At 64.5% G+C, this 21,840-nt stretch carries 20 protein-coding genes and 1 pseudogene; 13 read left to right on the forward strand and 8 right to left on the reverse strand.

Annotation, left to right across the window (positions count from 1 at the left end; genetic code table 11):
- Window positions 1-12: 12 nt before the first annotated feature.
- Window positions 13-2,058, reverse strand: a complete 2,046-nt coding sequence (locus N6H05_RS17050; protein WP_284110762.1) for a PQQ-dependent dehydrogenase, methanol/ethanol family — start codon at window positions 2,056-2,058, stop codon at window positions 13-15.
- A 277-nt stretch (window positions 2,059-2,335) separates the two neighbouring features.
- On the opposite strand from N6H05_RS17050, the gene N6H05_RS17055 reads away from it, so the two are divergent.
- The 3 genes from N6H05_RS17055 (at window position 2,336) to pncB (ending at window position 5,917) form a co-directional block, all read left to right on the forward strand.
- Window positions 2,336-3,751: a carboxylesterase/lipase family protein gene (locus tag N6H05_RS17055; protein ID WP_284110763.1), complete on the forward strand. Its 1,416-nt coding sequence runs from the start codon at window positions 2,336-2,338 to the stop codon at window positions 3,749-3,751.
- Complete coding sequence (locus N6H05_RS17060) at window positions 3,748-4,515, forward strand: enoyl-CoA hydratase/isomerase family protein (protein ID WP_284110764.1); 768 nt, start codon at window positions 3,748-3,750, stop codon at window positions 4,513-4,515. The genes N6H05_RS17055 and N6H05_RS17060 overlap by 4 nt, the downstream gene beginning before the upstream one ends.
- Before the next feature lie 97 nt (window positions 4,516-4,612).
- On the forward strand, window positions 4,613-5,917 hold the full coding sequence (gene pncB / locus N6H05_RS17065; protein WP_284110765.1) for a nicotinate phosphoribosyltransferase: 1,305 nt from the start codon (window positions 4,613-4,615) through the stop codon (window positions 5,915-5,917).
- Window positions 5,918-5,924: 7 nt separating this feature from the next.
- Here the strand turns inward: pncB and N6H05_RS17070 are convergent, their stop codons facing one another.
- Together N6H05_RS17070 and N6H05_RS17075 are read right to left on the reverse strand one after the other, a co-directional pair.
- Window positions 5,925-6,899 (reverse strand): transporter, encoded by a 975-nt coding sequence (locus N6H05_RS17070; protein ID WP_284110767.1) that lies wholly within the window; start codon window positions 6,897-6,899, stop codon window positions 5,925-5,927.
- A 52-nt stretch (window positions 6,900-6,951) separates the two neighbouring features.
- The gene (locus tag N6H05_RS17075; protein ID WP_502958979.1) at window positions 6,952-8,511 is read right to left on the reverse strand and encodes an inorganic phosphate transporter; all 1,560 of its coding nucleotides are present in this window, start codon (window positions 8,509-8,511) and stop codon (window positions 6,952-6,954) included.
- A 199-nt stretch (window positions 8,512-8,710) separates the two neighbouring features.
- Between N6H05_RS17075 and N6H05_RS17080 the strand changes: the two genes are divergently transcribed.
- The 8 genes from N6H05_RS17080 to N6H05_RS17115 all read left to right on the forward strand — a co-directional run bounded on the left by N6H05_RS17080 (window position 8,711) and on the right by N6H05_RS17115 (window position 14,416).
- Window positions 8,711-10,345, forward strand: coding sequence for a Na+/H+ antiporter (locus tag N6H05_RS17080; RefSeq protein ID WP_284110770.1), 1,635 nt, complete (start codon window positions 8,711-8,713; stop codon window positions 10,343-10,345).
- Window positions 10,342-10,515, forward strand: a complete 174-nt coding sequence (locus N6H05_RS17085) for a hypothetical protein (RefSeq protein WP_284110771.1) — start codon at window positions 10,342-10,344, stop codon at window positions 10,513-10,515. The genes N6H05_RS17080 and N6H05_RS17085 overlap by 4 nt, the downstream gene beginning before the upstream one ends.
- Before the next feature lie 98 nt (window positions 10,516-10,613).
- A complete protein-coding gene (locus tag N6H05_RS17090; RefSeq protein ID WP_284110772.1) occupies window positions 10,614-11,396 on the forward strand; it encodes a sterol desaturase family protein in 783 nt (260 codons plus the stop codon).
- Between the two features lie 3 nt (window positions 11,397-11,399).
- Window positions 11,400-11,864, forward strand: a complete 465-nt coding sequence (locus N6H05_RS17095; protein WP_284110773.1) for a VOC family protein — start codon at window positions 11,400-11,402, stop codon at window positions 11,862-11,864.
- A 79-nt stretch (window positions 11,865-11,943) separates the two neighbouring features.
- The gene (locus N6H05_RS17100) at window positions 11,944-12,807 is read left to right on the forward strand and encodes an SDR family NAD(P)-dependent oxidoreductase (RefSeq protein ID WP_284110774.1); all 864 of its coding nucleotides are present in this window, start codon (window positions 11,944-11,946) and stop codon (window positions 12,805-12,807) included.
- Between the two features lie 93 nt (window positions 12,808-12,900).
- Window positions 12,901-13,416, forward strand: a complete 516-nt coding sequence (locus N6H05_RS17105) for a nitroreductase/quinone reductase family protein (protein ID WP_284110775.1) — start codon at window positions 12,901-12,903, stop codon at window positions 13,414-13,416.
- Between the two features lie 16 nt (window positions 13,417-13,432).
- Window positions 13,433-13,846 (forward strand): EthD domain-containing protein, encoded by a 414-nt coding sequence (locus N6H05_RS17110; RefSeq protein WP_284110777.1) that lies wholly within the window; start codon window positions 13,433-13,435, stop codon window positions 13,844-13,846.
- A 15-nt stretch (window positions 13,847-13,861) separates the two neighbouring features.
- The gene (locus N6H05_RS17115) at window positions 13,862-14,416 is read left to right on the forward strand and encodes a nuclear transport factor 2 family protein (RefSeq protein ID WP_037507124.1); all 555 of its coding nucleotides are present in this window, start codon (window positions 13,862-13,864) and stop codon (window positions 14,414-14,416) included.
- A gap of 173 nt (window positions 14,417-14,589) precedes the next feature.
- Here the strand turns inward: N6H05_RS17115 and N6H05_RS17120 are convergent, their stop codons facing one another.
- On the reverse strand, window positions 14,590-15,465 hold the full coding sequence (locus tag N6H05_RS17120) for a LysR family transcriptional regulator (RefSeq protein ID WP_284110780.1): 876 nt from the start codon (window positions 15,463-15,465) through the stop codon (window positions 14,590-14,592).
- A 115-nt stretch (window positions 15,466-15,580) separates the two neighbouring features.
- On the opposite strand from N6H05_RS17120, the gene ilvD reads away from it, so the two are divergent.
- Window positions 15,581-17,434 (forward strand): dihydroxy-acid dehydratase, encoded by a 1,854-nt coding sequence (gene ilvD, locus N6H05_RS17125; protein WP_284110782.1) that lies wholly within the window; start codon window positions 15,581-15,583, stop codon window positions 17,432-17,434.
- A 41-nt stretch (window positions 17,435-17,475) separates the two neighbouring features.
- Here ilvD and N6H05_RS17130 read toward each other — a convergent pair whose 3' ends face one another.
- From N6H05_RS17130 to N6H05_RS17145, 4 genes and pseudogenes are all read right to left on the reverse strand, one after another.
- Window positions 17,476-19,623, reverse strand: a complete 2,148-nt coding sequence (locus N6H05_RS17130; RefSeq protein ID WP_284114255.1) for a dipeptidyl-peptidase 5 — start codon at window positions 19,621-19,623, stop codon at window positions 17,476-17,478.
- Between the two features lie 55 nt (window positions 19,624-19,678).
- Window positions 19,679-19,843, reverse strand: coding sequence for a hypothetical protein (locus N6H05_RS17135; protein WP_284110783.1), 165 nt, complete (start codon window positions 19,841-19,843; stop codon window positions 19,679-19,681).
- A gap of 24 nt (window positions 19,844-19,867) precedes the next feature.
- Complete coding sequence (locus tag N6H05_RS17140; protein ID WP_284114323.1) at window positions 19,868-20,386, reverse strand: TetR/AcrR family transcriptional regulator; 519 nt, start codon at window positions 20,384-20,386, stop codon at window positions 19,868-19,870.
- Window positions 20,387-20,521: pseudogene (locus N6H05_RS17145) on the reverse strand (TetR/AcrR family transcriptional regulator); the annotation flags it as partial.
- A gap of 147 nt (window positions 20,522-20,668) precedes the next feature.
- Here N6H05_RS17145 and N6H05_RS17150 point away from each other — a divergent pair.
- The gene (locus N6H05_RS17150) at window positions 20,669-21,838 is read left to right on the forward strand and encodes a hypothetical protein (protein ID WP_284110785.1); all 1,170 of its coding nucleotides are present in this window, start codon (window positions 20,669-20,671) and stop codon (window positions 21,836-21,838) included.
- Window positions 21,839-21,840: the final 2 nt, after the last annotated feature.

The following is a 21,840-nucleotide window of genomic DNA, read 5'->3' on the forward strand; positions in this document are numbered from 1 at the left end:
TGCCATGGGAGGTCAGTTGGCCTTGGGCGCGGTTTCCCGCGCGCGCTGGCGGATATAGTGGCGCAGCCCTTCCAGATCGGCGTCGCTCAACTGCTCGAAGGCGCCCATGCCGCGCGCCATCAGCGCCCCGTCATGCACCACCGACTTGAACGTCTCCGCGTCCAGCGGCACCGCCGACTTGCGCAGGTCCGGCGCGGCGCCGCCCGCCATCATGCCCGCGCCATGACAGATGACGCAGCTGCTATTGTAGATGCCGCCGCCGACCTTGGCCTTGGCGGCGTCGACGGTGAAGGCCGGATCATCCTGGATCGGCTCATCCACCGGCTCGAACTTGGGCAGCGCCTTGGTGCCGCCGATCGCAAAGGTCAGCACCCGGCGCTGCTGCTGGCGATAATCCCAGTTGGGCACGTTGGGGAAGCTGCTGCGGAAACCAGTGATCACCGACACATATTGCTTGCCACCGACCGTATAGCTGATCGGCGCGGACAGGATGCCGTTCTGCGCCGGGAAGGACCAGAGCTTGCGCCCGTCGGTCGCCGAATAGGCGTTGAAATTGCCGTCATTGGTGCCCTGGAACAGCAGGCCACCGCCGGTCGCCATGATGCCGCCATTGAACACGCCGGGTTGCGGCACCGACCAGGCGACCTTGTTGTTGGCGACGTCGAAGGCGACCAGCTTGCTCACCGCGGCGGGCGGCACCAGATTGGCTGGCGGCGCCCCGAGCCCGGTATTGACCATCATCCCCGGCTTGTAGGTCCAGTCCTTCACATTGGCCGGATCGACGAACACGCGGCCGCCCTCCATCACCGGAATATAGCTGAGGTTCGTCTTGGGACTGAACGCCATCGCCTGGACGCCATGCGCGCCATTGGGGAAGGGATACATCATGAACGGCTTGCCGTTCGGATATTGCGCCTCGGGATTGATCTCGGGCCGGCCGGTGACCGGATCGATCCGCTTGGCCCAATTTTGCTTGGCGAACTCGCCGGCCGAAATGAACTTCCCGGTCTCGCGGTCCAGCGCATAGAAGAAGCCGTTCTTGGGCGCGTGCATCAACACCGACCGCATCTTGCCGCCAATCTCGATATCGGCCAGCTCGATATCCATCGCATCGTTGAAATCGTGGCTGTTTTCCGGGTTCACCTGATAGTGCCAGGCATATTCGCCGGTCTTCACGTCGATCGCCACGATCGAGGCGAGATAAAGATTGTCGCCACCACCGGGCGAACGGATCTTCTGGTTCCACGGCCAGCCATTGCCGGTGCCAAGGTAGATGCGGTCATATTTGGCGTCATAGGCCATGGCGTGCCACACCGTGCCGCCCCCGCCGAACTTCCACCATTCACCGGTCCAGGTCTTGGCTGCCGCCTCCATCGCCTTGTTCTCGAAGCCCTTGGCCGGATCGCCCGGCACCACGAACCAGCGCCAGGCCTTCTTGCCGGTCTTGGCATCATAGGCGGTCACATAGCCGCGGGTGGGGCTGTAGTCCGCGCCGCCGAAGCCGACCACGATCTTGTCGCCGGCCACCCATGGCGGGCCAGTGATATAGCCATTTTCCGCCTCGTCGAGTGTCTGGACCGACCAGCGCGGCTTGCCGGTCTTGGCATCGACCGCGATCAGCCGGCCTTCGCGGGTGGCGGTATAGATCAGCCCGTCCTTATAGGCGATGCCGCGCGTACCCCAGCCGGCGCGCATCCGCCATTTCGCCTCCGGCTGGCTCGCCACATCGGGGTCATATTGCCAAAGCAGCTTGCCAGTCTTGGCGTCGAGCGCATGGACGACCGACAGGCCGACCGCAAAATAGAGGACGCCATCTATCGCCAGCGGCTGGGTATAGCTGTCATAGGTGTCGATATCATAGGACCAGGCGAGACCGAGCTTGCCGACATTGTCAGCACTGATCTGGTCGAGCGCGCTGTAATGCTGCTCCTTGTCGTCGCCACCAAAGCTGGACCAGTTGGCGGTCGGCCCACCCGGCGCTGCGCTGTCCGCGCCGCAGGCGATCAGCCCGCTCGCCAGAGCCAGGATCGCCACGGCCGTCGACACTCTTCCCTTCATGCTCTCATCCTTCTCCGTGCGCCCCTGTTCGCGCCTCTTTATATTGCACCTTGGTGCAGATTCATGACCCTGTCAACGCGCCTGCGCGCTTGACAGCGATAATCCTCTCCAACATTATTATGCACCGTAGAGCAAAATTGATGAGGGGATGATGGAGATGGTGCAGCGCCCTGTCGCCTGCGCGGCTACGGCCGTCGCTTTATGGGCAAGCCTTGGAAATGCTGCCCCTTCTTCGGCACCATCCCGATTGTCCACCGCGTCCGGTCCGATCCGCGGCATGATGCGCGACGATGTCCGCTTCTTTGGCGGCATCCCCTATGCCGCGCCCCCGGTCGGCGCCAATCGCTGGCGCGCACCGCAACCGCCTCGCTCCTGGGCGACCGAGCGTGACGCTACAGGCTTTGCGGCTGATTGCCCCCAGCCACGGCGCAAAGAGGACTCAGCCTTCCCCCAGGATGAAAATTGCCTGACCCTCAACGTCGCCTCACCTGACCTTGGCGCCCGCAAATTGCCGGTGCTGTTCGTCGTCCATGGCGGCGCCTATTTCGTCGGCTCGGGCCGGGAGCCGTTCCGCAACGGCATGCCGCCGCTGGTCAAGCAGGGTGTCGTCCTTGTCGCCCCCAATTACCGCATCGGGCGGCTCGGCTTCTTCGCACACCCGGCGCTGACAAACGAAGCGCCCAAGGCGACGGCCAATTTCTGGCTGATGGATCAGGTCGCGGCGCTGCACTGGGTCCGGCAGAATATCGCCCGTTTCGGCGGCGATCCGGACAATGTGACCATCATCGGCTGTTCGGCGGGCGGCTCCAGCATCAATGCGCTCATGGCGACGCCGATGGCCAGGGGCCTGTTCGCCCGCGCCAGCGCCCATTCGGCCGGCGGCCTGTTCAACGCCAACCGCCCCCTGTCCCAGGCGCAGGAACAGGGACTGGCCTTTGCCCAGCGCACCGGCGTGACCGGCAATGGCGCGCCATCGCTCGCGGCCCTCCGCAGGCTCAGCGTCGCGCAGGTGCTGGCCGGCGACAGCGGTGCACCGGACTTTGGCGCAACCGTCGATGGCAGTTGGCTGCCCGCTCCCCTTTCCACCCTGTTCGCAAAGGGCCAGATCTCGCATGTCCCGCTGATCAGCGGATCGACCAGCAACGAAGCCAGCGTCTTTGGCCTGATGGGCTTTGGCCGGGCCGAAATGGCGCGCCGCTTCGGCATCGATCTGTCGGCCGTGTCCGCCAGCTACGGCCTGACCGACGAGGCGGAATTGCTGCGCCAGGTGCAGACCGACTTCCTGTTCACCTCGGCAGCGCTCGGCATGACCCAGTTGGCGGCCCGCGCCGGCCTGCCGACACGCGCCTATCAGTTCGATTTCGTGCCGCCCGACCAGCGCAGTTCGAAGCCCGGCGCGGACCATTGCGCCGACCGCCTGTTCTGGCTCGGCCAGTCCCCCTCGGCCGATGCGGAAAGCCAGGCGCTCGCCAGGACCATGTCGGGCTGGATGCTGAACTATGTGCGCAGCGGCGATCCCAACGGCCCCGGCCTGCCGCCATGGCCCGCCACCCAGGGCGGTCGCACCAACCCGCTGGTCATCGGCCAGCATATTGCCGCCGCCCCGGACTTCCGCGCCCGGCAGCTCGCCCCCTGGTTCGACAAATGGCAGCGGGAAAGTGGCCAGTCCTTCGGCTGGAATCCCGTGCCATGACCCTGCGGCTGGAGCAGGCCGGCGCAGTGGCGATCGTGACGCTCGATCGCCCCGACCGGCGCAATGCCTTCACCATGGCGATGCGCGGCGAAATCGCCGCCCTGTTCGACGATCTGGCGCAGGATGATGGGGTTCGCGCGGTCGTCCTGACCGGCGCAGGCGGGCATTTCTGCTCGGGCGCCGATACCGGCGAGATGGGTGCCGCCGACAGTGCCGCTTTCCTCAAGCGGATGCGCGCGCTCCACCGCATGATCCGCGCCATCGCCGCCACGCCCAAGCCGGTCATCGCAGCAGTCGACGGCGTCTGCGTCGGTGCCGGCTGGAGCCTGGCGCTCGCCTGCGATCTGATCCTCGCCAGCCCGAATGCCAGCTTTGCCCAACTCTTCGGCCGGATCGGCTATGCGCCCGACGCTGGCGCCATCTGGCAGTTGACCCGGCTGGTCGGCCCGATGCGCGCGAAGGAAATCGTCTATAGCGGCCGGACGCTGACCGCCGATGAAGCCTTGCAGCTCGGCCTCATCCTCTCGATCGAGGCGGGACGACCGGTCTGCGACGCGGCGATCGACCTGGCCACCCGCCTTGCGAAAGGGCCGCCTGTCGCACAGGCGATGAGCAAGCAGTTGTTCGAGGCAACCACGCTATCCTTCGACCAGTTCCTCGACCGCGAGTTCATGGTCCAGCCCTTGCTCGCCACCACCGCCGATCATCGCGAGGGGCTGGCCGCAACGCGGGACAAGCGCGCCCCGAACTTCATCGGCCGATAATCACCTCATCAGCCTTGCCATATCAGCCTTGCCATCATGATCTCCATGGGGAACGGTGCAGCACGCCCCTGTCAATTTTGCTGTCCATCAGGTTCTCATGGTCTTCACCGATATCGCCACCCGCACCTACAACCATAATTGGCGGCTCGACCCGATCGTCCGCAGCCTGCTCGACACCGATTTCTACAAGCTGCTGATGCTGCAGATGATCCGGCAGCAGCATCCCGAAGTCCACACCACCTTCAAGCTGATCAACCGCACCCACCATGTGCGCCTGGCCGACATCATCGATGAAGGCGAACTGCGCGCCCAGCTCGATCATGCCCGTTCATTGCGCTTCGGCAAGAAGGAACTGATCTGGCTGGCGGGCAACAGCTTCTATGGCCGGACCCAGATGTTCAGCCCGGATTTCATCGCCTGGCTCGCCGCCTTTCGTCTGCCCGACTATGAATTGCGCCAGGTCGATGGCCAATATGAGCTGCGCTTCCACGGGCTCTGGATCGAGACGATGATGTGGGAAATCCCGGCCCTTGCCATCATCAACGAACTGCGCTCGCGCGCGGCGATGAAGGGGCGTGGCCGCTTCGCGCTCGACGTGCTTTACGCCCGCGCCAAGGCGAAATTGTGGGAGAAGCTCGAGCGCCTGAGCGCCCTTCCCGATCTCGTCATCTCCGACTTCGGGACGCGCCGTCGCCATGGCTTCCTGTGGCAGCGCTGGTGTGTCGAGGCGCTGAAGGAAGGACTGGGCGACCGCTTCATCGGCTCGTCCAACGTGCTGCTGGCGATGGATGCCGACCTGGAGGCAATCGGCACCAATGCGCATGAATTGCCGATGGTCCAGGCGGCACTGGCGCCGGACGATGCAGCACTGGCCCGCGCGCCCTACGCGGTTCTGGAACAATGGCAGGCCCATTATGGCGGCAATCTGCGCATTGCCCTGCCCGACGCGTTCGGCACCGCCGCCTTCCTGAAGGACGCGCCGGACTGGGTGGCCGACTGGACCGGTTTCCGCCCCGACAGCGCGCCACCGATCGAGGCGGGTGAGCAGATCATCCACTGGTGGCAGGAAAAGGGGCGCGATCCGCGCAGCAAGCTGCTGATCTTTTCCGATGGCATGGACGTCGACAGTATCGAGGCGACCTATCGCCATTTCCATGGCCGCGTGCGCATGAGCTTTGGCTGGGGCACAAATCTCACCAATGATTTTCGCGGCTGCGCCCCGTTCGAAACCGACGGGCTCGACCCGATCTCACTGGTGTGCAAGGTGGTGGACGCCAATGGCCGCCCGGCGGTCAAGCTGTCGGACAATCCCGCCAAGGCAACCGGTGATCCGGCCGAGATCGACCGCTATCTGCGCGTCTTCGGCGGCGACGGGCGAAAGGCGGTCGCGGTTCAGGTGTGATCGCCCTTCAACGCCGCATGAACCCCATCCAGCGCAACAGGAAATAGCTGACACCCGCCGCCCCGGCAGCAACCAGCGTCGCCGTCAGCGTGCCGTGCGACGCACTGGCAAAGGGCATGCCCCCGGTGTTCATGCCGAACAGTCCGGTGACCAGGGTCGCCGGCAGCATCAGCGCAGTGATGATCGACAGGATGTAGAGATTCTGGTTGGTCCGCTGCGCCGCCTGTATGTCCAGTTCATCGCGCAGCAGCCGCAATTGCGCTTGCCCTTCCAATATGTCGGCGTCCAGCGCCTGCAGCCGCTGGGTCAGTTTCTCGACCGTGGGCAGCAGAGCGTCCGGCAGTTCCTCGTCCCGCTCCAGCCGCTGGAACACGCCGCGCGCCCCGGAAAGCAACCGATGCAGTTGCGCGAGCCGGCGGCGAATGCCGACCAGGTCGCGCGGCTGGGGCGGATGATGCCCCTCCAGAAAGGCATCCTCGGCGCGCTGGATGTCGGCCGACAGGGTGCGGCTGATATCGGCGACATTCTCGGCAATGGCGCCGACCAGCAGGTCCAGCGCCTGCGCCCCGCCGATCACCCCCTTCGTCCGCTCCAGCCGATGGCGCGCGATGTCGGCGCAGCGCAGCGGATGCAGGCGGGTGGTCAGCATCAATGTCGGCGTCAACGCCATGCGCAGCGCCCCAAGCCGCGCGGTATCGGCCACATCGAAATCCCGCTCGAAATCATGCAGGACGCAGCCGACCGTGTCGCCATCGACCAGCGCCCGCTGATGCGTATCGGGCGACAGGATCAGTTCGCGCACCGCCTCGGGCAGCATCGCCGCACCCTCGATCCATTGCCGCGTGCCATGATCGGCCAGGTTCAGGTGCAGCCAGCGAAAGCCGCCCGTCGCCCCGCCATCGCAATGATCGACCGGCCTGATCGCGTCAGGCGCGAAGTCCAGCCCCCAGATTAGTCCCGGCCCGATGCCCGGAACCGGCAAGATGATGGGGATCAGCGGGTCGTTCCGGTCGCCGATATGCCGCTCCTGTCGATCAGAAGATCTGCGCGAAGACCATATATAGCAGCCCTGCGAGCAGGATCGAACAGGGCAATGTCAGCACCCAGGCCATTAGCAGGTTGCGCACCGTTGCCATCTGCAGGCCCGATCCATTGGCCGCCATCGTGCCGGCCACGCCCGACGACAGAACATGGGTGGTCGAAACCGGCAAACCCATATGGTCCGCGCCGAAGATCGTCGCCATCGCCACCAGTTCGGCTGATGCCCCCTGCGCATAGGTGAGGTGCGTCTTGCCGATTTTCTCGCCCACCGTGACCACGATCCGCCGCCAGCCAACCATGGTGCCCAGCCCCAGCGCAAAGGCGACGGCGATCTTCACCCAGGTCGGGATGAAGCGGGTGCCGGCATCGAGCGATCCCTTGTAGGTCGTCAGCGCCTTCATTTTCGCTTCGGAAAGCCCTGCCGCCTGCTCCTTGCCCAGCCGCTTGATCGCTTCAGACGCCAGATACATGTCGTTGCGGATGTTGGAGACAGCAGCGGCCGGCACCTGCGCCAGCGATCCATAATTCATCACCTGACGGTCGACATCGGCGATCAGCAGCGACAGCGCCGGCATGGTCGTGTCGGCAAAACGCTTGTCGGCGATATAGCGCGTCACCTGCGCCCGCGCCTCGGCCGGCCGCATCATGGCGGGCGCATGTTGGCCAAGCGCCGCCGTGGCGGCAATCGAATTGGCGTGGAATTCGGTCGTGTAGCGCGCCGGCACCGCGCGGTTGAGCGCATAGGCGGTCGGCACCGTGCCGATCAGGATCAGCATGATGAGGCCCATGCCCTTCTGCCCGTCATTGGAGCCATGGGCGAAGCTGACGCCGGTGCAGGTGAAGATCAGCAGCGCACGGATCCACAATGGCGGCGGCATGCCATTTTGCGGCTCGCGATAGAGCGCCTTGTTGCGGACCAGGACTTTCATCGCCACGAACAGAAGCGCCGCCAGGCCAAAGCCGATCAGCGGCGAAAAGAGCAGCGCCTGGCCGATCTCGGTCGCCTTGCTCCAATCGACGCCCGACGTGCCGCTCTTGCCGTGCAGCAGCGCATTGGCGACGCCGACGCCGATGATCGATCCGATCAGCGTGTGCGAGCTGGACGACGGGATGCCCAACCACCAGGTGGCGAGGTTCCATAGGATCGCCGCGATCAGCAGCGCGAACACCATGGCGAAACCCGCGCTGGACCCGACCTGCAGGATCAGTTCGACCGGCAGGAGCGACACGATGCCGAACGCGACTGCGCCGGTCGACAGCAGCACGCCAAGGAAATTGAAGAAGCCCGACCAGACCACCGCAATATTGGCCGGCATCGCATTGGTGTAGATCACCGTCGCGACTGCATTGGCGGTGTCATGGAAGCCATTCACGAATTCGAAGCCGAGCGCGATCAGCAGCGCCAGGAACAGCAGCAGGAAGGGCAGATAGGCGGTCGGCGCCACGCCCACCGCCGTCGCATCGCTATAGACGCTGTAGACGACGTAGATCAGCGCGGCGACGATGGCGGCGCCAAAGCCGATCGAGCCGGCCATGCCCAGCCCCTTGTCCATCTCGGGCCGACCTGCCCCGCCAATCGCCACGCTTGCATTCATCGAATCGTCCCCGAACGGCAAATAATGGCAACGCTCTAGGTCCGCTGCATGAAAGCCGCGTTGCGGCGCTGAAATCGAAAGAAAATTCGCCTCTGGCGCTTGCCCGTAGGCAATCCGTCCGCCTAGGGTCACCCGACACATAAGTTGGAGCGAAGATTTGGACGTCATTTCGATCGTATTATTCCTGTTGCTGGCTGTCGTCGTCAGTGGCGCCTTGTCGCGCATGATGCCGATTTCCATCCCGACACCTCTGGTCCAGATCGCCCTTGGCGCGATCATCGGCCTGTCGACATCGCACAGGGTCGCGCTCGATCCCGAAATATTCCTGCTCTTGTTCCTGCCGCCTCTGCTGTTCCTCGACGGCTGGCGCATTCCCAAGGATGAACTGCTCAAGGACGCCTCGACCGTGGTCGAACTGGCGCTGGGGCTGGTGCTGACCACCGTCATCGGCATGGGCTTCTTCATCAACTGGATGATCCCGGCGATGCCGCTCGCCGTCGCCTTCGCGCTCGCCGCCGTGGTCTCGCCGACCGATCCGATCGCCGTGTCCGCCATCGCCGCGCGCGTGCCCATTCCCAAGCGCATGATGCACATCCTCGAAGGGGAATCGCTGCTCAACGACGCATCCGGCCTGGTCTGCCTGCGCTTTGCCATTGCGGCGGCACTGACCGGCAGCTTCTCCGCCGGCGATGCTGCGCTCAACTTCCTCTGGCTTGCCTTTGCCGGCATCGCGATCGGCGTGGGCGTCACGCTGGTCGTGTCGCGCGCCAAGGCCTGGGTCACGCGCCGCTGGGGCGAGGAAACCGGGTCGCAGATCCTGGTCAGCCTGCTGATCCCCTTCGGTTCCTATATCCTGGCCGAACATGTCCATGCCTCCGGCATCCTGGCCGCCGTCGCCGCGGGCGTGACCATGACCTTCGCCGAAATCTCGCGCGAGGCGATGGCCGAAACCCGGATGCGCCGCAATTCGGTGTGGGACACGATCCAGTTCACCCTGAACGGCATCATCTTCGTGCTGCTGGGCGAACAATTGCCCGGCATCCTCGCCGAAGCGAAGCGTACGGTCGCACTGACCGGCCATAGCGAACCCGGCTGGCTGGCGCTCTACACGGTCGCGATCGTCGCTGGCCTCGCTGCGCTGCGCTTCCTGTGGGTGTGGGTGTCGCTGCGCTTCACCATCCTGCGCAACCAGTATCGCGGCGTCGATGGCCCGCGCCGGCCCAACTGGCGGCTGGTGGCCGCGACCTCCTTCGCCGGAGTGCGTGGCGCCATCACCCTTGCCGGTGTCCTTACCCTGCCGCTCGCGCTCAACGACGGCACCCCCTTCCCCGCGCGCGATCTTGCCATCTTCCTGGCCGCCGGGGTCATCATCCTGTCGCTGATCCTGGCCAGCGTCGCACTGCCGCTGCTGCTCAAGAATCTCGACATGCCGGCCGAAGCCAACAAGGCCGCGGAGGAAGATGCCGCCCGCATCGTCACCGCCGAGGCAGCGATCCAGGCGATCGAGCGGCATCAGCATGAACTGGCCGAAACCCATGGCCATGCCGAACGCTATGCCGAGGCTGGCGCACGCGTGATGGACCTGTATCGCGAGCGGATAGAGGCCCTGGGCGCAGCCGAAGCCGACAGCCTGCGCGCGCAGGGCGCCCTGTTCCGCGATTTCCGCATGGTCGGCGTCGCTGCGGAACGCGCCGCCCTCCTCACCCTGCTGCGCAGCCGCAAGATCGGCAGCGAGGTCGGGCGCAAGCTCACCCGTGAACTTGACCTGTCCGAAGCGCGACTGCGCGCATGAGCGGGGACAGAACGGACAAGCCGGCCCGGCGACCGCTCCGATTCTCGGTAGAGGTCATCAGCCGGCTGTTTCGCGACTGGCTCTATCCGGCGGGCCTGGCGGACGATGCCAGCATCGACGCCGCGATCGCCGATTTCGTGCTGGACGGGATCAACGCCAATCGCAGCTGAGCGCCCGCCCGCATTTCCAGCCTATGTGTCAGCGCCGACAAAATCCCCGGGCTTTCCCGTGATAGCAGGCCCCACTGTCTGCAACGGGAAGGACCGGCGTGCTGGAATATCTGGGAAAGGGCGAGCATCTTCTCTCGCTATGGCTTGGCCTGTTTGTCGCGACCGGGATCGGCGCCGGCATCGTCAGCGGCTATTTCAAGGCGCGCAAGATCCAGCCGCGCGGCTTCAAATGGAAAATTTTCCGGAACGAGGCCGGCTTTGCGGTCATCAACCTCGCCATCACCGGCCTGCTCCTCGGCACGATCAAGACCAAGCTGGTCGAAATCGGTGCGATCAGCTTCAACCCGGCGCCCGCCGCCTGGTGGATGATCGCGCTCGAATATGCGCTCTATTTCTTCCTGTTCGACACCTATTTCTACTGGCTGCACCGCTGGATGCACAAGGAACCGGTCTATAGCTGGGTCCACAAGCTGCATCACAAGTCGACCTCCCCCAACCTGCTCACCACCCTGTCGGTCAGCCCGCTGGAATCGCTGATCAATGGCGGCTTCGTGCCGCTGTTCCTGACCGTCTTCACCGTCCATGACGCGACCGTCGCGCTGATTGTCCCCACCAACATCATCATGGGCCTCTATGTCCATTCCGGCTATGAGATGCTGCCGCGCTGGTGGAACCGCAGCTGGGCGACCAAATGGTTCATCTCCGCCACCTTCCACGATCAGCATCATCGTTATTTCACCGGCAATTTCGGCGGCTACACAACGATCTGGGACCGACTGTGCGGCACCATGCGCCCGAAGTTCGAGGCGGATTTCGACAAGATCAAGCAGCGCCGGAAGACGGATGACGCCCCGGTTGCCACCGCCAGCGAAAGTGCCTGAACGATGCGCGATATCGCCCTTCTGCTCGCCCTGCTGCCCGTTGGCGCGGCCCCGCTCCATGCCCAGACGCCGCCGCCGATCGGCGCGACCCTGATGGCGCCCGGTTTGCCCGTGGCCGATCTCGACAAGGCGTTGCGTTTCTATCAGGTCGCGCTCGGTCTCGTCCCTGCCACCACGCTGCAACATGGGCCAGTGACGGAAGTCATGCTCTGCGCCGACGGCAAGGGCGGCCGGCTGACCCTGATCCTGCTGCACGACAAGGCGCAGAAGGCGCGGCCGGCCGACGGTGGCATCGCCAAGATCGTCCTGCGCGTGCCCGACCTGTCGGGTGTCGCATCGCGCATGCAGGCGGCGGGCTATCCGGTCGGTGCGATCCGCGCATCGGGCAAGGGGCCGGCCATATTGATGATCCATGATCCCGACGGCCATGAACTGGAGCTGGTCGGCAATCCGCCCGGCCCGGCCTAACGCCGAAGCGATATCTCCCGCATCTGCATGGCCAGACACAGACTGCTTGGGTTAGCCCGGCGCCCCAAGGAGAGAATGGATGAGCCAGACACCCAAGGTCGCGGTCGTCACCGGCGCCAGTCGCGGCGCGGGCCAGGGCATAGCGACCGCGCTCGGCCAGCATGGCTGCATCGTCTATGTCACCGGCCGGTCGGAAAAGGCCGGCGATGCGCCGCTGCCCGGCACCATCTACGAAACCGCCGCCGCCGTGACGGCCGCCGGCGGACAGGGCATTGCCGTGCGTGTCGACCATGGCGATGACGAGCAGACCCGCGCGCTGTTCGACCGGGTTCGCACCGAAAAGGGGCATATCGACATATTGGTCAATAATGTCGCCGCCATCCATGACGAACTCACTTTGCCCGGCCGCTTCTGGGAAAAGCCGCTGAAGCTGGCCGACATCATCACCGTCGGCATCCGCAGTTCCTATGTCGCCAGCTATCATGCCGCGCCGATGATGGTCGATCGCGGCCAGGGGCTGATCGTCTTCACATCCGGGTCGGGCGCCGCCCATTATGTCTATGGTCCCGGCTATGGCGCGCACAAGGTCAGCCAGGACAAGATGGCGGCCGACATGGCCGTCGACCTGCGCGATACCGGCGTTACCGCCCTGTCGATCTGGATGGGCGCGCTGCGCACCGGACGCCTGCTGCAACTGATCGCGTCGGACCCGGCCAAATATGCCTATCTGGAAAAGATGGTCGAAACGCCCGAGTTCACCGGCCATGTCATCTGGGCGCTGTCGCAGGATCCGGCATTGGCGGACCATGCCGGCCAGACCCTGATCGGCGCGGAACTGGCCGAACATTATGGGCTGCGCGACGCGGGCGATCGCCAGCCCCCCTCCTATCGGCAAAGCTACGGCGTCGCGCCGCTGCCCCAATATGACCGGATCATCCGCTGAACCGATCGGCCAAGCATCGCCATGGCGACGCCCTTTTCAGATCCGTCCGACGCCGGGCTGGTTTACAACGAAGTTGACAGAGAGGAGGCCGTCATGAGCGACGACAGTTCCGCCGCCATCCGCGACACGCGCAAGGACTGGATCAGCGAGCATCGCGACATGTATCTGCGATCGGGCGGGGCGCAGGGCCATATCATGGACATCACCGCCGTCGGCGGCCATGGCTTCACCACCCATTGCATGATCCGCTATACCGGCCGCAAGAGCGGCAAGACCTTCATCACCACCCTCATCTATGGCGATATCGGCGGCGAAGTGGTGATCGTCGCATCCAAGGGCGGCGCCGACCATCATCCCGCCTGGTATCTCAATATCCGCGACAGCGAGACGGTCGACTTCCAGGTCGCGACCCAGGCGTTCCGCGCGACCTGGCGCGAGCCGCAGGGCGAGGAACGCGATCGGGTCTGGGCCTTCATGTGCCAGGTCTTCCCGGCCTATGCCGGCTATCAGCAATCGACCGACCGCCTGATCCCGCTGGTGATGATGAAGGCGATCGAGCCGATCGACGGCTTCAAGCCATCGGACGCCACCGGCGAACGGCAATATTGAGCGCGGGAGGAGAGCCATGATCAAGCAGATCGTCTTCCTCAGGAAGCGCGACGACCTCTCCATGGACCAGTTCATGGACTATTATGAGAACCAGCATTCGCGCCTGTCGCAGAAGATGGGCGCCAAGCCCGCCCTGCCCAATGCCCAGCGCTATGTCCGCCGCTATGTCACGCCCCAGTCCAACCCGCTGACCGGTGAGGTCATTCATCCCGGCTATGACTGCATCATGGAAATCTGGTGGAACAGCCTGGCCGATTATCAGGCCGCGATGAAGGGGCTGTCCGACCCGGCGATGCTCGACATCCGTAAGGCGGACGAACTGCAGCTCTTCGCCAGCAACAGCAACCCCGTCTGCCTGGTCGAGGAACATGACAGCCCGATGGGGCCGAATGGTGAGATGATGCAGGTGCAACTGGTGCCGCAGGACTGAAAGGAAGAGTTGGAGATGGACCTCGAACAGGAAGTCGCCGCGCTGCGTGCCACCGTGCGCGACCTGCAGGACCGGCAGGCGATCCGCGATTGCATCCTGCGCGAATGCCGCGGACGCGACCGGCAGGATGTCGACATCATCAACAGTTGCTGGTGGGAGGATGGCGTGGACGAGCATGGCCCCATCATCACCCGCGCGCCCGACTATGCGGCGCGGGCCAATATGGGCCATGGCAAATTCTTCCTGTCGACCAGCCACAATATCACCAACCATCTGTGCGAGATCGACGGCGACACCGCCTATTGCGAAAGCTACACGGTCGGCGGCCTGTTCTGGCAGGATGGCAAGACCACGACGATCGCCTTTGGCCGCTACATCGACCAGTTGGAGCGGCGCGGCGGCGAATGGCGGCTGCTCACCCGTCGCTGCACGATCGAGATGACCGCCGACACCGATGCGAGTTGGGTCTATTCCGCCAATGTGAAGGGCTTCCTCAAGCCCCATTGGAGCAGGGAAGACGCCTCCTACCAGCGCCCCGTCATCGCCTCGACCCAGGGCGAACGCTGGTAGCCCGGCGTGCCGGTTATCGGCGCAAAATGCCTCTGCAGAAAAATTCTGCTTGCTTCACATAAGGTTCATGGACCGGACCTATAGATGTGGCTGTCACTTCTTCCCCCCTTGGAGTGACACCTCCCTGAACCTCGGCCCCGTCGCATCCCTTGTGCGGCGGGGTCTCTTTCTGTTCATGCCATGGCACGGGCGACGCACAGCAGCCCCGCCAGCGTCGCGCCATCATCGTCCCGTCGCCAGGCAAGGCCGGTCTCCAGGATCGGCGCATCCTGCAGGTCGAGATAGCGCACCCCGGTTCGCGCGAGGTTGCGCAGCGACGCGGGCACCAGCGCGATGCCCATGCCCGCCGACACCAGGCTGATGATCGTCTGCATCTGGATCGCCTCCTGCCGGATCAGCAGCGGCTGCCCCCGCCCGGCCAGATAGCCGCTCACCAGATCATGGAAGGCCGGCGCCACCCGGCGCGGGAACAGGATCAGCGGCCGGTCGAGCCAGGGATCGCCCTGCGCCTGATCGTCCGCCACCCAGCCGTCGGGCACCGCCACCACCAGCGGCTCGCGCAGCAACGGCATATAGGCGAGCGTGTCGGGAAGCGCACCATCGGGGGCGATCAATATGCCCGCATCATTCACCCCGTCGATCAGATCGGCAATCTGCACGTCGCTGGTCGCCTCGGTCAGCGCGATCTCCACCTCCGGAAAGCGGGCGGCATAATCGCGCACCAGCGCGGGCAACAGGCTGTAGTCGGCGGTGCTCACGAAGCTGAGGCCGATCTGCCCCGCGCTGCCGTCGCGCAGGCGGCGGGCGATGTCCGGCAACGCGCTCACCGCGTCCACCGCCGGACGAACATGCTCCAGCCATTGGCGGCCAAAGGCGGTCAGCGCGACATTGCGCTTCGACCGGGTGAAGAGCGGCGCGCCCAGCTCCCGCTCCAGCGCTAGGATCGACTGGCTGAGCGGCGGCTGGGTCATGCCCAGGCGCTGCGCCGCATGGCCGAAATGCAGTGTATCGGCAACAGCCAGAAAATGACGCAGCGGGCGAAGGTCCATGGCAATAAAGTCTCCTTGCGACCTTATACTGCTTCAATAATATATTTCACAACCTTTGCGCAAAGGCGTAGGGCGCAGCCATTGCAGGGAAACAAGATTACAGGAACGGCGCAAAATGCCTCATTATCGTTCACGCACCAGCACCCACGGCCGTAACATGGCGGGCGCGCGCGGCCTCTGGCGCGCCACCGGCATGAAGGACGAGGATTTCGGCAAGCCGATCATCGCCATTGCCAATTCATTCACCCAGTTCGTGCCGGGCCATGTCCATTTGAAGGATCTGGGCCAGCTGGTCGCGCGCGAGATCGAAGCGGCCGGCGGCGTCGCCAAGGAATTCAACACCATCGCGGTCGATGACGGCATCGCCATGGGCCATGACGGCATGCTCTATTCGCTGCCCAGCCGCGATCTGATCGCCGACAGCGTCGAATATATGGTCAATGCCCATTGCGCCGACGCGCTGCTGTGCATTTCCAACTGCGACAAGATCACGCCGGGCATGCTGATGGCCGCGATGCGCCTCAACATCCCGGTGATCTTCGTTTCGGGTGGGCCGATGGAGGCCGGCAAGGCCGACATTCGCGGCAAGACCGTGGCGCTCGACCTGGTCGATGCGATGGTCGTCGCCGCCGATGAAAATTACACCGACGAGGAAGTCTCCGCGATCGAGAAGGCCGCCTGCCCCACCTGTGGCAGCTGCTCGGGCATGTTCACCGCCAATTCGATGAACTGCCTGACCGAAGCGCTGGGCCTGTCGCTGCCGGGCAATGGCTCGATCCTGGCGACCCATGCCGATCGCGAGAAGCTGTTCCGTGAGGCTGGCCACACCATCGTCGATCTCGCCCGCCGCTGGTATGAGCAGGACGACGCATCCGCCCTGCCCCGCAACATCGCCTGCCATGCAGCCTTCGAAAATGCGATGAGCCTGGACATCGCCATGGGTGGCTCGACCAACACGGTGCTGCACCTGCTCGCCGCCGCGCATGAAGGCGGCGTCGATTTCTCGATGGCCGATATCGACCGGCTGTCGCGCCGTGTGCCATGCCTGTGCAAGGTCGCGCCGGCCAAGCAGGACGTGCATATGGAGGACGTCCACCGCGCCGGCGGCATCATGGCGATCCTGGGCCAGCTCGAACGCGCCGGCCTGCTCGACACCAGCCTGCCGACCGTCCACGCCACCACCATGGGCGAGGCGATCAACCGCTGGGACATCAGCCGCACCAACAGCGAGTCGGTGCAGGAGTTCTTCAAGGCCGCGCCCGGCGGCGTGCGCACCACCCAGGCCTTCAGCCAGAATAATCGCTGGAAGGAACTGGACATGGATCGCCAGACCGGCGTGATCCGCAGTGCCGAACACCCCTTCTCCAAGGATGGGGGCCTCGCCGTGCTGTTCGGCAATCTGGCGCCCGAGGGCTGCATCGTGAAGACCGCCGGCGTCGACGACAGCATCCTGACCTTCCATGGCACGGCCCGCGTCTATGAAAGCCAGGACGCGGCGGTCGCGGGCATCCTGGGCAATGAGGTGAAGGCGAACGACGTCGTGGTCATCCGCTATGAAGGGCCCAAGGGCGGCCCTGGCATGCAGGAAATGCTCTATCCGACCAGCTATCTGAAGTCGAAGGGGCTGGGCAAGGCCTGCGCGCTCATCACCGACGGGCGTTTTTCCGGCGGCACGTCGGGCCTGTCGATCGGCCATGTCTCGCCCGAGGCGGCCGAAGGCGGCCTGATCGCGCTGGTCGCGACCGGCGACCCGATCCTGATCGACATCCCCAATCGCGGTATCCAGTTGCTGGTCGACGATGCCGAACTGGCCAAGCGCCATGAGGAGATGGTCGCCCGCGGCAAGAAGGCGTGGAAACCGTTCGGCCGCAAGCGCAACGTCTCGCCCGCTTTGCGCGCCTATGCGGCGCTCACCACCAACGCCGCCCGCGGCGCGGTGCGCGACGTTAGCCAGGTCGAAAAGGACTGATGGAAAAAGGCCCGGTCGTTCATCGACCGGGCCTTTTTTGCTTATTGCACCTTGGCCGCTTCGGGGGCCGCGATCGGGCCGCCCTTCACTTCAGGCGCCCCTTTCAGATAATGGGCCAGCCAGCCCTGCACCTCGCGATAGAATTGGCGGCTATCCTCCGGCTTGGTGATCCAGTGCCAGGCATCGGGGAAGATCAGCAGGCGGCTGGGCACCTGCATGCGCTGCAAGGTCGACCAGGTTTCCAGCGTGTTCGCCAGCGGCACGCGGAAATCGCGCTCGCCCGCGGTCAGCAGCATCGGCGTCTTCCAGTCCTTGCCATAGGTGATCGGGCTCTGGTCGCGCCACACCGGGCTGTCGCCCCAGGGCGGACCGCCGCTCGCCACTTCGCGGCCATAGTTGAAATCGCTGGTGCCCCACTGGGTCAGCAGGTCAACTTCACCGGCATGGCTGACGATGCACTTGTAGCGGGTGGTGGTCGCCTCCATCCAGTTGGCGAGATGGCCGCCATAACTGGCGCCGCCGATGCAGGCATTGGCCGTGTCGATAAAGGCATAGCGCTTGCCGGCCTCATCCACCGCCTGGTTGATCTCGTTCGCCGGGCCACGCAGCGGATCGAGCTTGATCGCGCGCGAGAAGGCCTCACCATAGCCGGTCGAGCCGGTATAGTCGGTCATCAGCACGACATAGCCGGCGCTGGCGAGAAGGTGATAATTCCAACGCAGGCCGATCTGGTCCATGTTGGACGATGCCGGGCCGCCATGCATCAGCACCATCAGCGGATATTTCTTCGCCGGGTCGAACGCCGGGGGCGTGACGATCATGTTGTGGATGCGCCGGCCCTTGTCGGTGGTGAACCAGAAATGGTCCGGGCTGGCCCAGTCGATGGTCGCAGCGAGCGCCGTGTTGACGTTGGTCAGGTTCTTGTGCCGCTTGGCCGCCGGGTCGATCCGCACGATTTCCGCCGGGTTCACCGAACTGCCATAGCTGGCGATGATCTGCGTCGACTTGGCATCCGACGGAATGTCGATCCCGGCATAGCCGCCGACCTTGGGCGCGATCACCAGTTCGGGCGTGCCGCCGCTCACCGGCACGCGATAGAGATTTTCCATCCCCGCGTCGGGCACGGTCAGATAGAGGCTGCGGCTATCAGGCGTCACGGCATAGCTGTCCACCGCGCGATCGAAGCCGCCGGTGAGCAGCGTCGCTGCCCCGCCCGCCGGCCAGGCAACCCGGTGCAGCTTGGCCAGGTCATAGACCTCCTGCCCCTGCGTGTTGAACTGGAAGATCAGGCTCTTGCCGTCCGGCGTGAACTTCATGTCGCCATATTCGCCCGGCGTCGGCGTCACCAGCACCGGCTCGCCGCCATCAGCCGGCATGCGATAAAGGCCGAAATTGACGCGGGCATGGGCCGCATTCCAGCGCTCGGTGGTGGCGGTGAAGATGATCTCCTTGCCGTCCGGGCTCCAGACCGGGGCCAGCGTCATGCCGCCATCGCTCTGGGCATTGCCGCCAAAGCCATCGGCCTGCGCCAGCTTGGTGGCGGACAGGATATCGCGCGCCGTCGCACCTTCCGCCAGCGGCTGGAGCCAAAGGCTCGGCCGCTTGTCGTCCAGCCAGTCATTCCAGTAGCGGATCGGGAAATGCTCATAGACGCGCATATTATATTTGCGCGCCTTGCGCTCCTCGGCCGTCTTCTTGTTGGCTGCGGCATCCATCGCGCCGGGATAGACCGCGCTTTCGAACAGGATCGCCTGGCCATCGGGCCGCCAGATCGGCTTACCCGCACCGGTCGGGATGCTGGTCACGCGGCGGGCTTCACCTCCGGCCAGGTCCAGCACATAGATTTGGGCGACATCGTCGCCCTCGCGCTTGGCGGAAAAGGCGATGCGGCGGCTGTCGGGGGCCCAGGCCGGATCACCCTCGCCCGCCTTCGTCGCGGTCAGGCGGCGGGGCGCCGCCGATCCGTCGGCCGGCACGATCCACAGGTCGCTGACGGCGCCATCCTTCTCATAGGAAGGTTCGCTGAGCGCATAGACCACCCATTTGCCGTCCGGGCTCGCCACCGGCGCGCCGACGCGCTTCATCATCCACAAGGTTTCGTGGGTCAGCACCTGCTTGGGCTGCGCGATTGCCGGCGCGGCGCAAGCGCCCGCCACCATTGCCGCCGACAGCAGCAAACGGGATATCATTGTCACGGTATCAAACCCCTGTTCTGACATTGGGCCGAACGGCCAGGCCGCATGGTCAGCACGATAGGCGCAGGATTTCAAGCACGCGCAACATTTTAACGCGAATTTCGTTCCGCCCCATTTTTCGAGTAGAGGGAGGCCACCCCCAAATGGTGCGACGCTGTGTCAGCTTGAACAGGCTCGGCGCAATATCGAGGCGAGCCAGCGTCTGGTTGATCATGCGGCGGCCGCCGGAAAGCCCGCTTTACAGAGGCTTGCGAGGCGGTGAATCTATGGCGGCACCGTTCGCATTGATACCGTCCATCACGAATTCGGTGATCGCGGTGGCGATATCCTCTTCATTCGCCAGCCCCGGCGGAAAGACCCAATCCTTGAAGGCCACGCAGGCAAGCACAGCGGCGAACGAAACGCGCACCATCAAGCGCGGATCGACCCTGGCCTGGTTGCCCACACGCTGCGTCATCATTGCCGCCCCCCGGTCAAAATAGGCATTCAGACTTTCGATTTCGTCCGTAGCAGCGCCGGTCGATGCATAGGTTTGCGCGACGATCATCGACATCAACATGCGCGAATGATCGCCAAGAAGCGCCTGCAATTCCATGATATAGTCCCGCGCAACCAAAGCGCGATCACCGGCTTTCCCGGCATCTTCGACATGCCGGCTCTGAAAGTCGGAAAAATGCTGATCCAGCGGCTTGAAAATTGCCTCGCGGAAAAGCTCGGCCTTGGTCGGGAAATGGCGAAACAATTGTGCTTCGGTCACATCGGCCGCGCGCGCAATCGCCGCTGTGGTCGCGCCGGCATAGCCGAAGCGCTCGAACGCTTCGGCCGCCGCCCGCAGGATAGCAGCCGCGATCTCCGCTGACGGTCTGCGCTTGCGACGTTGTATCGGGGTCATGATCTCTCCAGCTTGCCAGCGAGATAAGTAGTGAATACTATCTTTCGAGTCGAGCCCATAAATCGGGTCGAAGGAGAGGTGGAATGGACAATGTCTCCAGATGGGGAAGGCAGTTTCTCGGCGGCGCCATCATTGAAGGGCAAGCCCATGAGCCAGACTGATATCCTGCCCTATCTGGCCGATCTTGAAGGCGCGATGGCGGAACTGGCCAATTGCTGGCGACCCGACGATCCCACCTATCAGGCCGATGTCCGACGTCAGGCGATGATGAGCCTGTCCTACAGCTATTTCGCCTATTTCCACGCCGATGCCGATCATCCCGACTGGGCGCCGCTGTGGAACCCGGTCTTCACCCTGCAGCCCAACCCGGACGACATCTACCTCTACAGCCCGATCCGGGGCGATCGCCAATACCGGGTCAGCGGCAGTCGGGGCACCTGCCGGATATTGTCCTTCACCACCCAGCGCTTCATGTCCGGCATGGTCGACGACATCAGCCAGATCGGCGGCCATAACGAGATTGACGATGCCGACATCGATATCGACGTGGCCGGAAATTTCGAACTGATCTTCAGCGCCCGGCGCCCCGAGGGCTGGACCGGCAACTGGGCGCCGATCGATCCCGAGGCGACCGGCATGATGGTCCGTTTCCGCAGCTATGACTGGGCCAATGAAGTCGATCCGGTGATTGCGATCGAATGCCTCGATCCGGTCGGCCCCAAGCCGCGCCTGACGCCGGACGAGATCGACGCGCGCATCGTCGAGATGGCAAAATTCCCGGCGCGCAAGACGCGCAGCTATTACCGGCTGCAAAATGGCGTGAAGGACCGGGTCGGCTTCAACCGGTTCGAACCCACACGGATGAAGGGCGCGCTCGCCAAGCAGGTCTACTGGCCCGCCGTCTTCCAGTTCGACGCGGACGAGGCGCTGATCATCGAGACCGATCTGCCGGCCCATCGCCCCTATTGGAATATCCAGCTCAACGACCCGCTCTTCAGCGCGCTCGAATATGTCTATCGCCTCTCCAGCCTGAACGGCCACAGCGCCCGGATCAGCAGCGACGGCCGGTTCCGGGCCGTGATCGCACTCGAAGATCCGGGCGTGCCCAACTGGCTTGATCCGGCGGGCTATAGCGAGGGCGGCATCTATGGCCGCTGGTTCGATTGCGACAGCGCGCCGACGCCGGTCATCAAACGGGTGAAGCTGCGCGAACTGCGCGACCATCTGCCCGACGACACCCCGGTCGTCACCGCCGAGGAGCGGGCCGAGGAACTGCGCCAGCGGGTCCGCGCCTGCCAGAGGCGCCGCCGGTGGTAGTC

Origin of the sequence: Sphingobium sp. WTD-1 (assembly GCF_030128825.1) — a bacterium.
Lineage (GTDB): Bacteria > Pseudomonadota > Alphaproteobacteria > Sphingomonadales > Sphingomonadaceae > Sphingobium.

What these genes read in the sequence shown, in the direction of transcription:
- N6H05_RS17050 (WP_284110762.1), bottom strand. Translation starts at nt 2,058, where the DNA reads ATGAAGGGAAGAGTGTCGACGGCCGTGGCGATCCTGGCTCTGGCGAGC.
- N6H05_RS17055 (WP_284110763.1), top strand. Translation starts at nt 2,336, where the DNA reads ATGATGCGCGACGATGTCCGCTTCTTTGGCGGCATCCCCTATGCCGCG.
- N6H05_RS17060 (WP_284110764.1), top strand. Translation starts at nt 3,748, where the DNA reads ATGACCCTGCGGCTGGAGCAGGCCGGCGCAGTGGCGATCGTGACGCTC.
- pncB (WP_284110765.1), top strand. Translation starts at nt 4,613, where the DNA reads ATGGTCTTCACCGATATCGCCACCCGCACCTACAACCATAATTGGCGG.
- N6H05_RS17075 (WP_502958979.1), bottom strand. Translation starts at nt 8,511, where the DNA reads ATGGACAAGGGGCTGGGCATGGCCGGCTCGATCGGCTTTGGCGCCGCC.
- N6H05_RS17085 (WP_284110771.1), top strand. Translation starts at nt 10,342, where the DNA reads ATGAGCGGGGACAGAACGGACAAGCCGGCCCGGCGACCGCTCCGATTC.
- N6H05_RS17095 (WP_284110773.1), top strand. Translation starts at nt 11,400, where the DNA reads ATGCGCGATATCGCCCTTCTGCTCGCCCTGCTGCCCGTTGGCGCGGCC.
- N6H05_RS17100 (WP_284110774.1), top strand. Translation starts at nt 11,944, where the DNA reads ATGAGCCAGACACCCAAGGTCGCGGTCGTCACCGGCGCCAGTCGCGGC.
- N6H05_RS17105 (WP_284110775.1), top strand. Translation starts at nt 12,901, where the DNA reads ATGAGCGACGACAGTTCCGCCGCCATCCGCGACACGCGCAAGGACTGG.
- N6H05_RS17110 (WP_284110777.1), top strand. Translation starts at nt 13,433, where the DNA reads ATGATCAAGCAGATCGTCTTCCTCAGGAAGCGCGACGACCTCTCCATG.
- N6H05_RS17115 (WP_037507124.1), top strand. Translation starts at nt 13,862, where the DNA reads ATGGACCTCGAACAGGAAGTCGCCGCGCTGCGTGCCACCGTGCGCGAC.
- N6H05_RS17120 (WP_284110780.1), bottom strand. Translation starts at nt 15,465, where the DNA reads ATGGACCTTCGCCCGCTGCGTCATTTTCTGGCTGTTGCCGATACACTG.
- ilvD (WP_284110782.1), top strand. Translation starts at nt 15,581, where the DNA reads ATGCCTCATTATCGTTCACGCACCAGCACCCACGGCCGTAACATGGCG.
- N6H05_RS17130 (WP_284114255.1), bottom strand. Translation starts at nt 19,623, where the DNA reads ATGATATCCCGTTTGCTGCTGTCGGCGGCAATGGTGGCGGGCGCTTGC.
- N6H05_RS17135 (WP_284110783.1), bottom strand. Translation starts at nt 19,843, where the DNA reads ATGATCAACCAGACGCTGGCTCGCCTCGATATTGCGCCGAGCCTGTTC.
- N6H05_RS17150 (WP_284110785.1), top strand. Translation starts at nt 20,669, where the DNA reads ATGAGCCAGACTGATATCCTGCCCTATCTGGCCGATCTTGAAGGCGCG.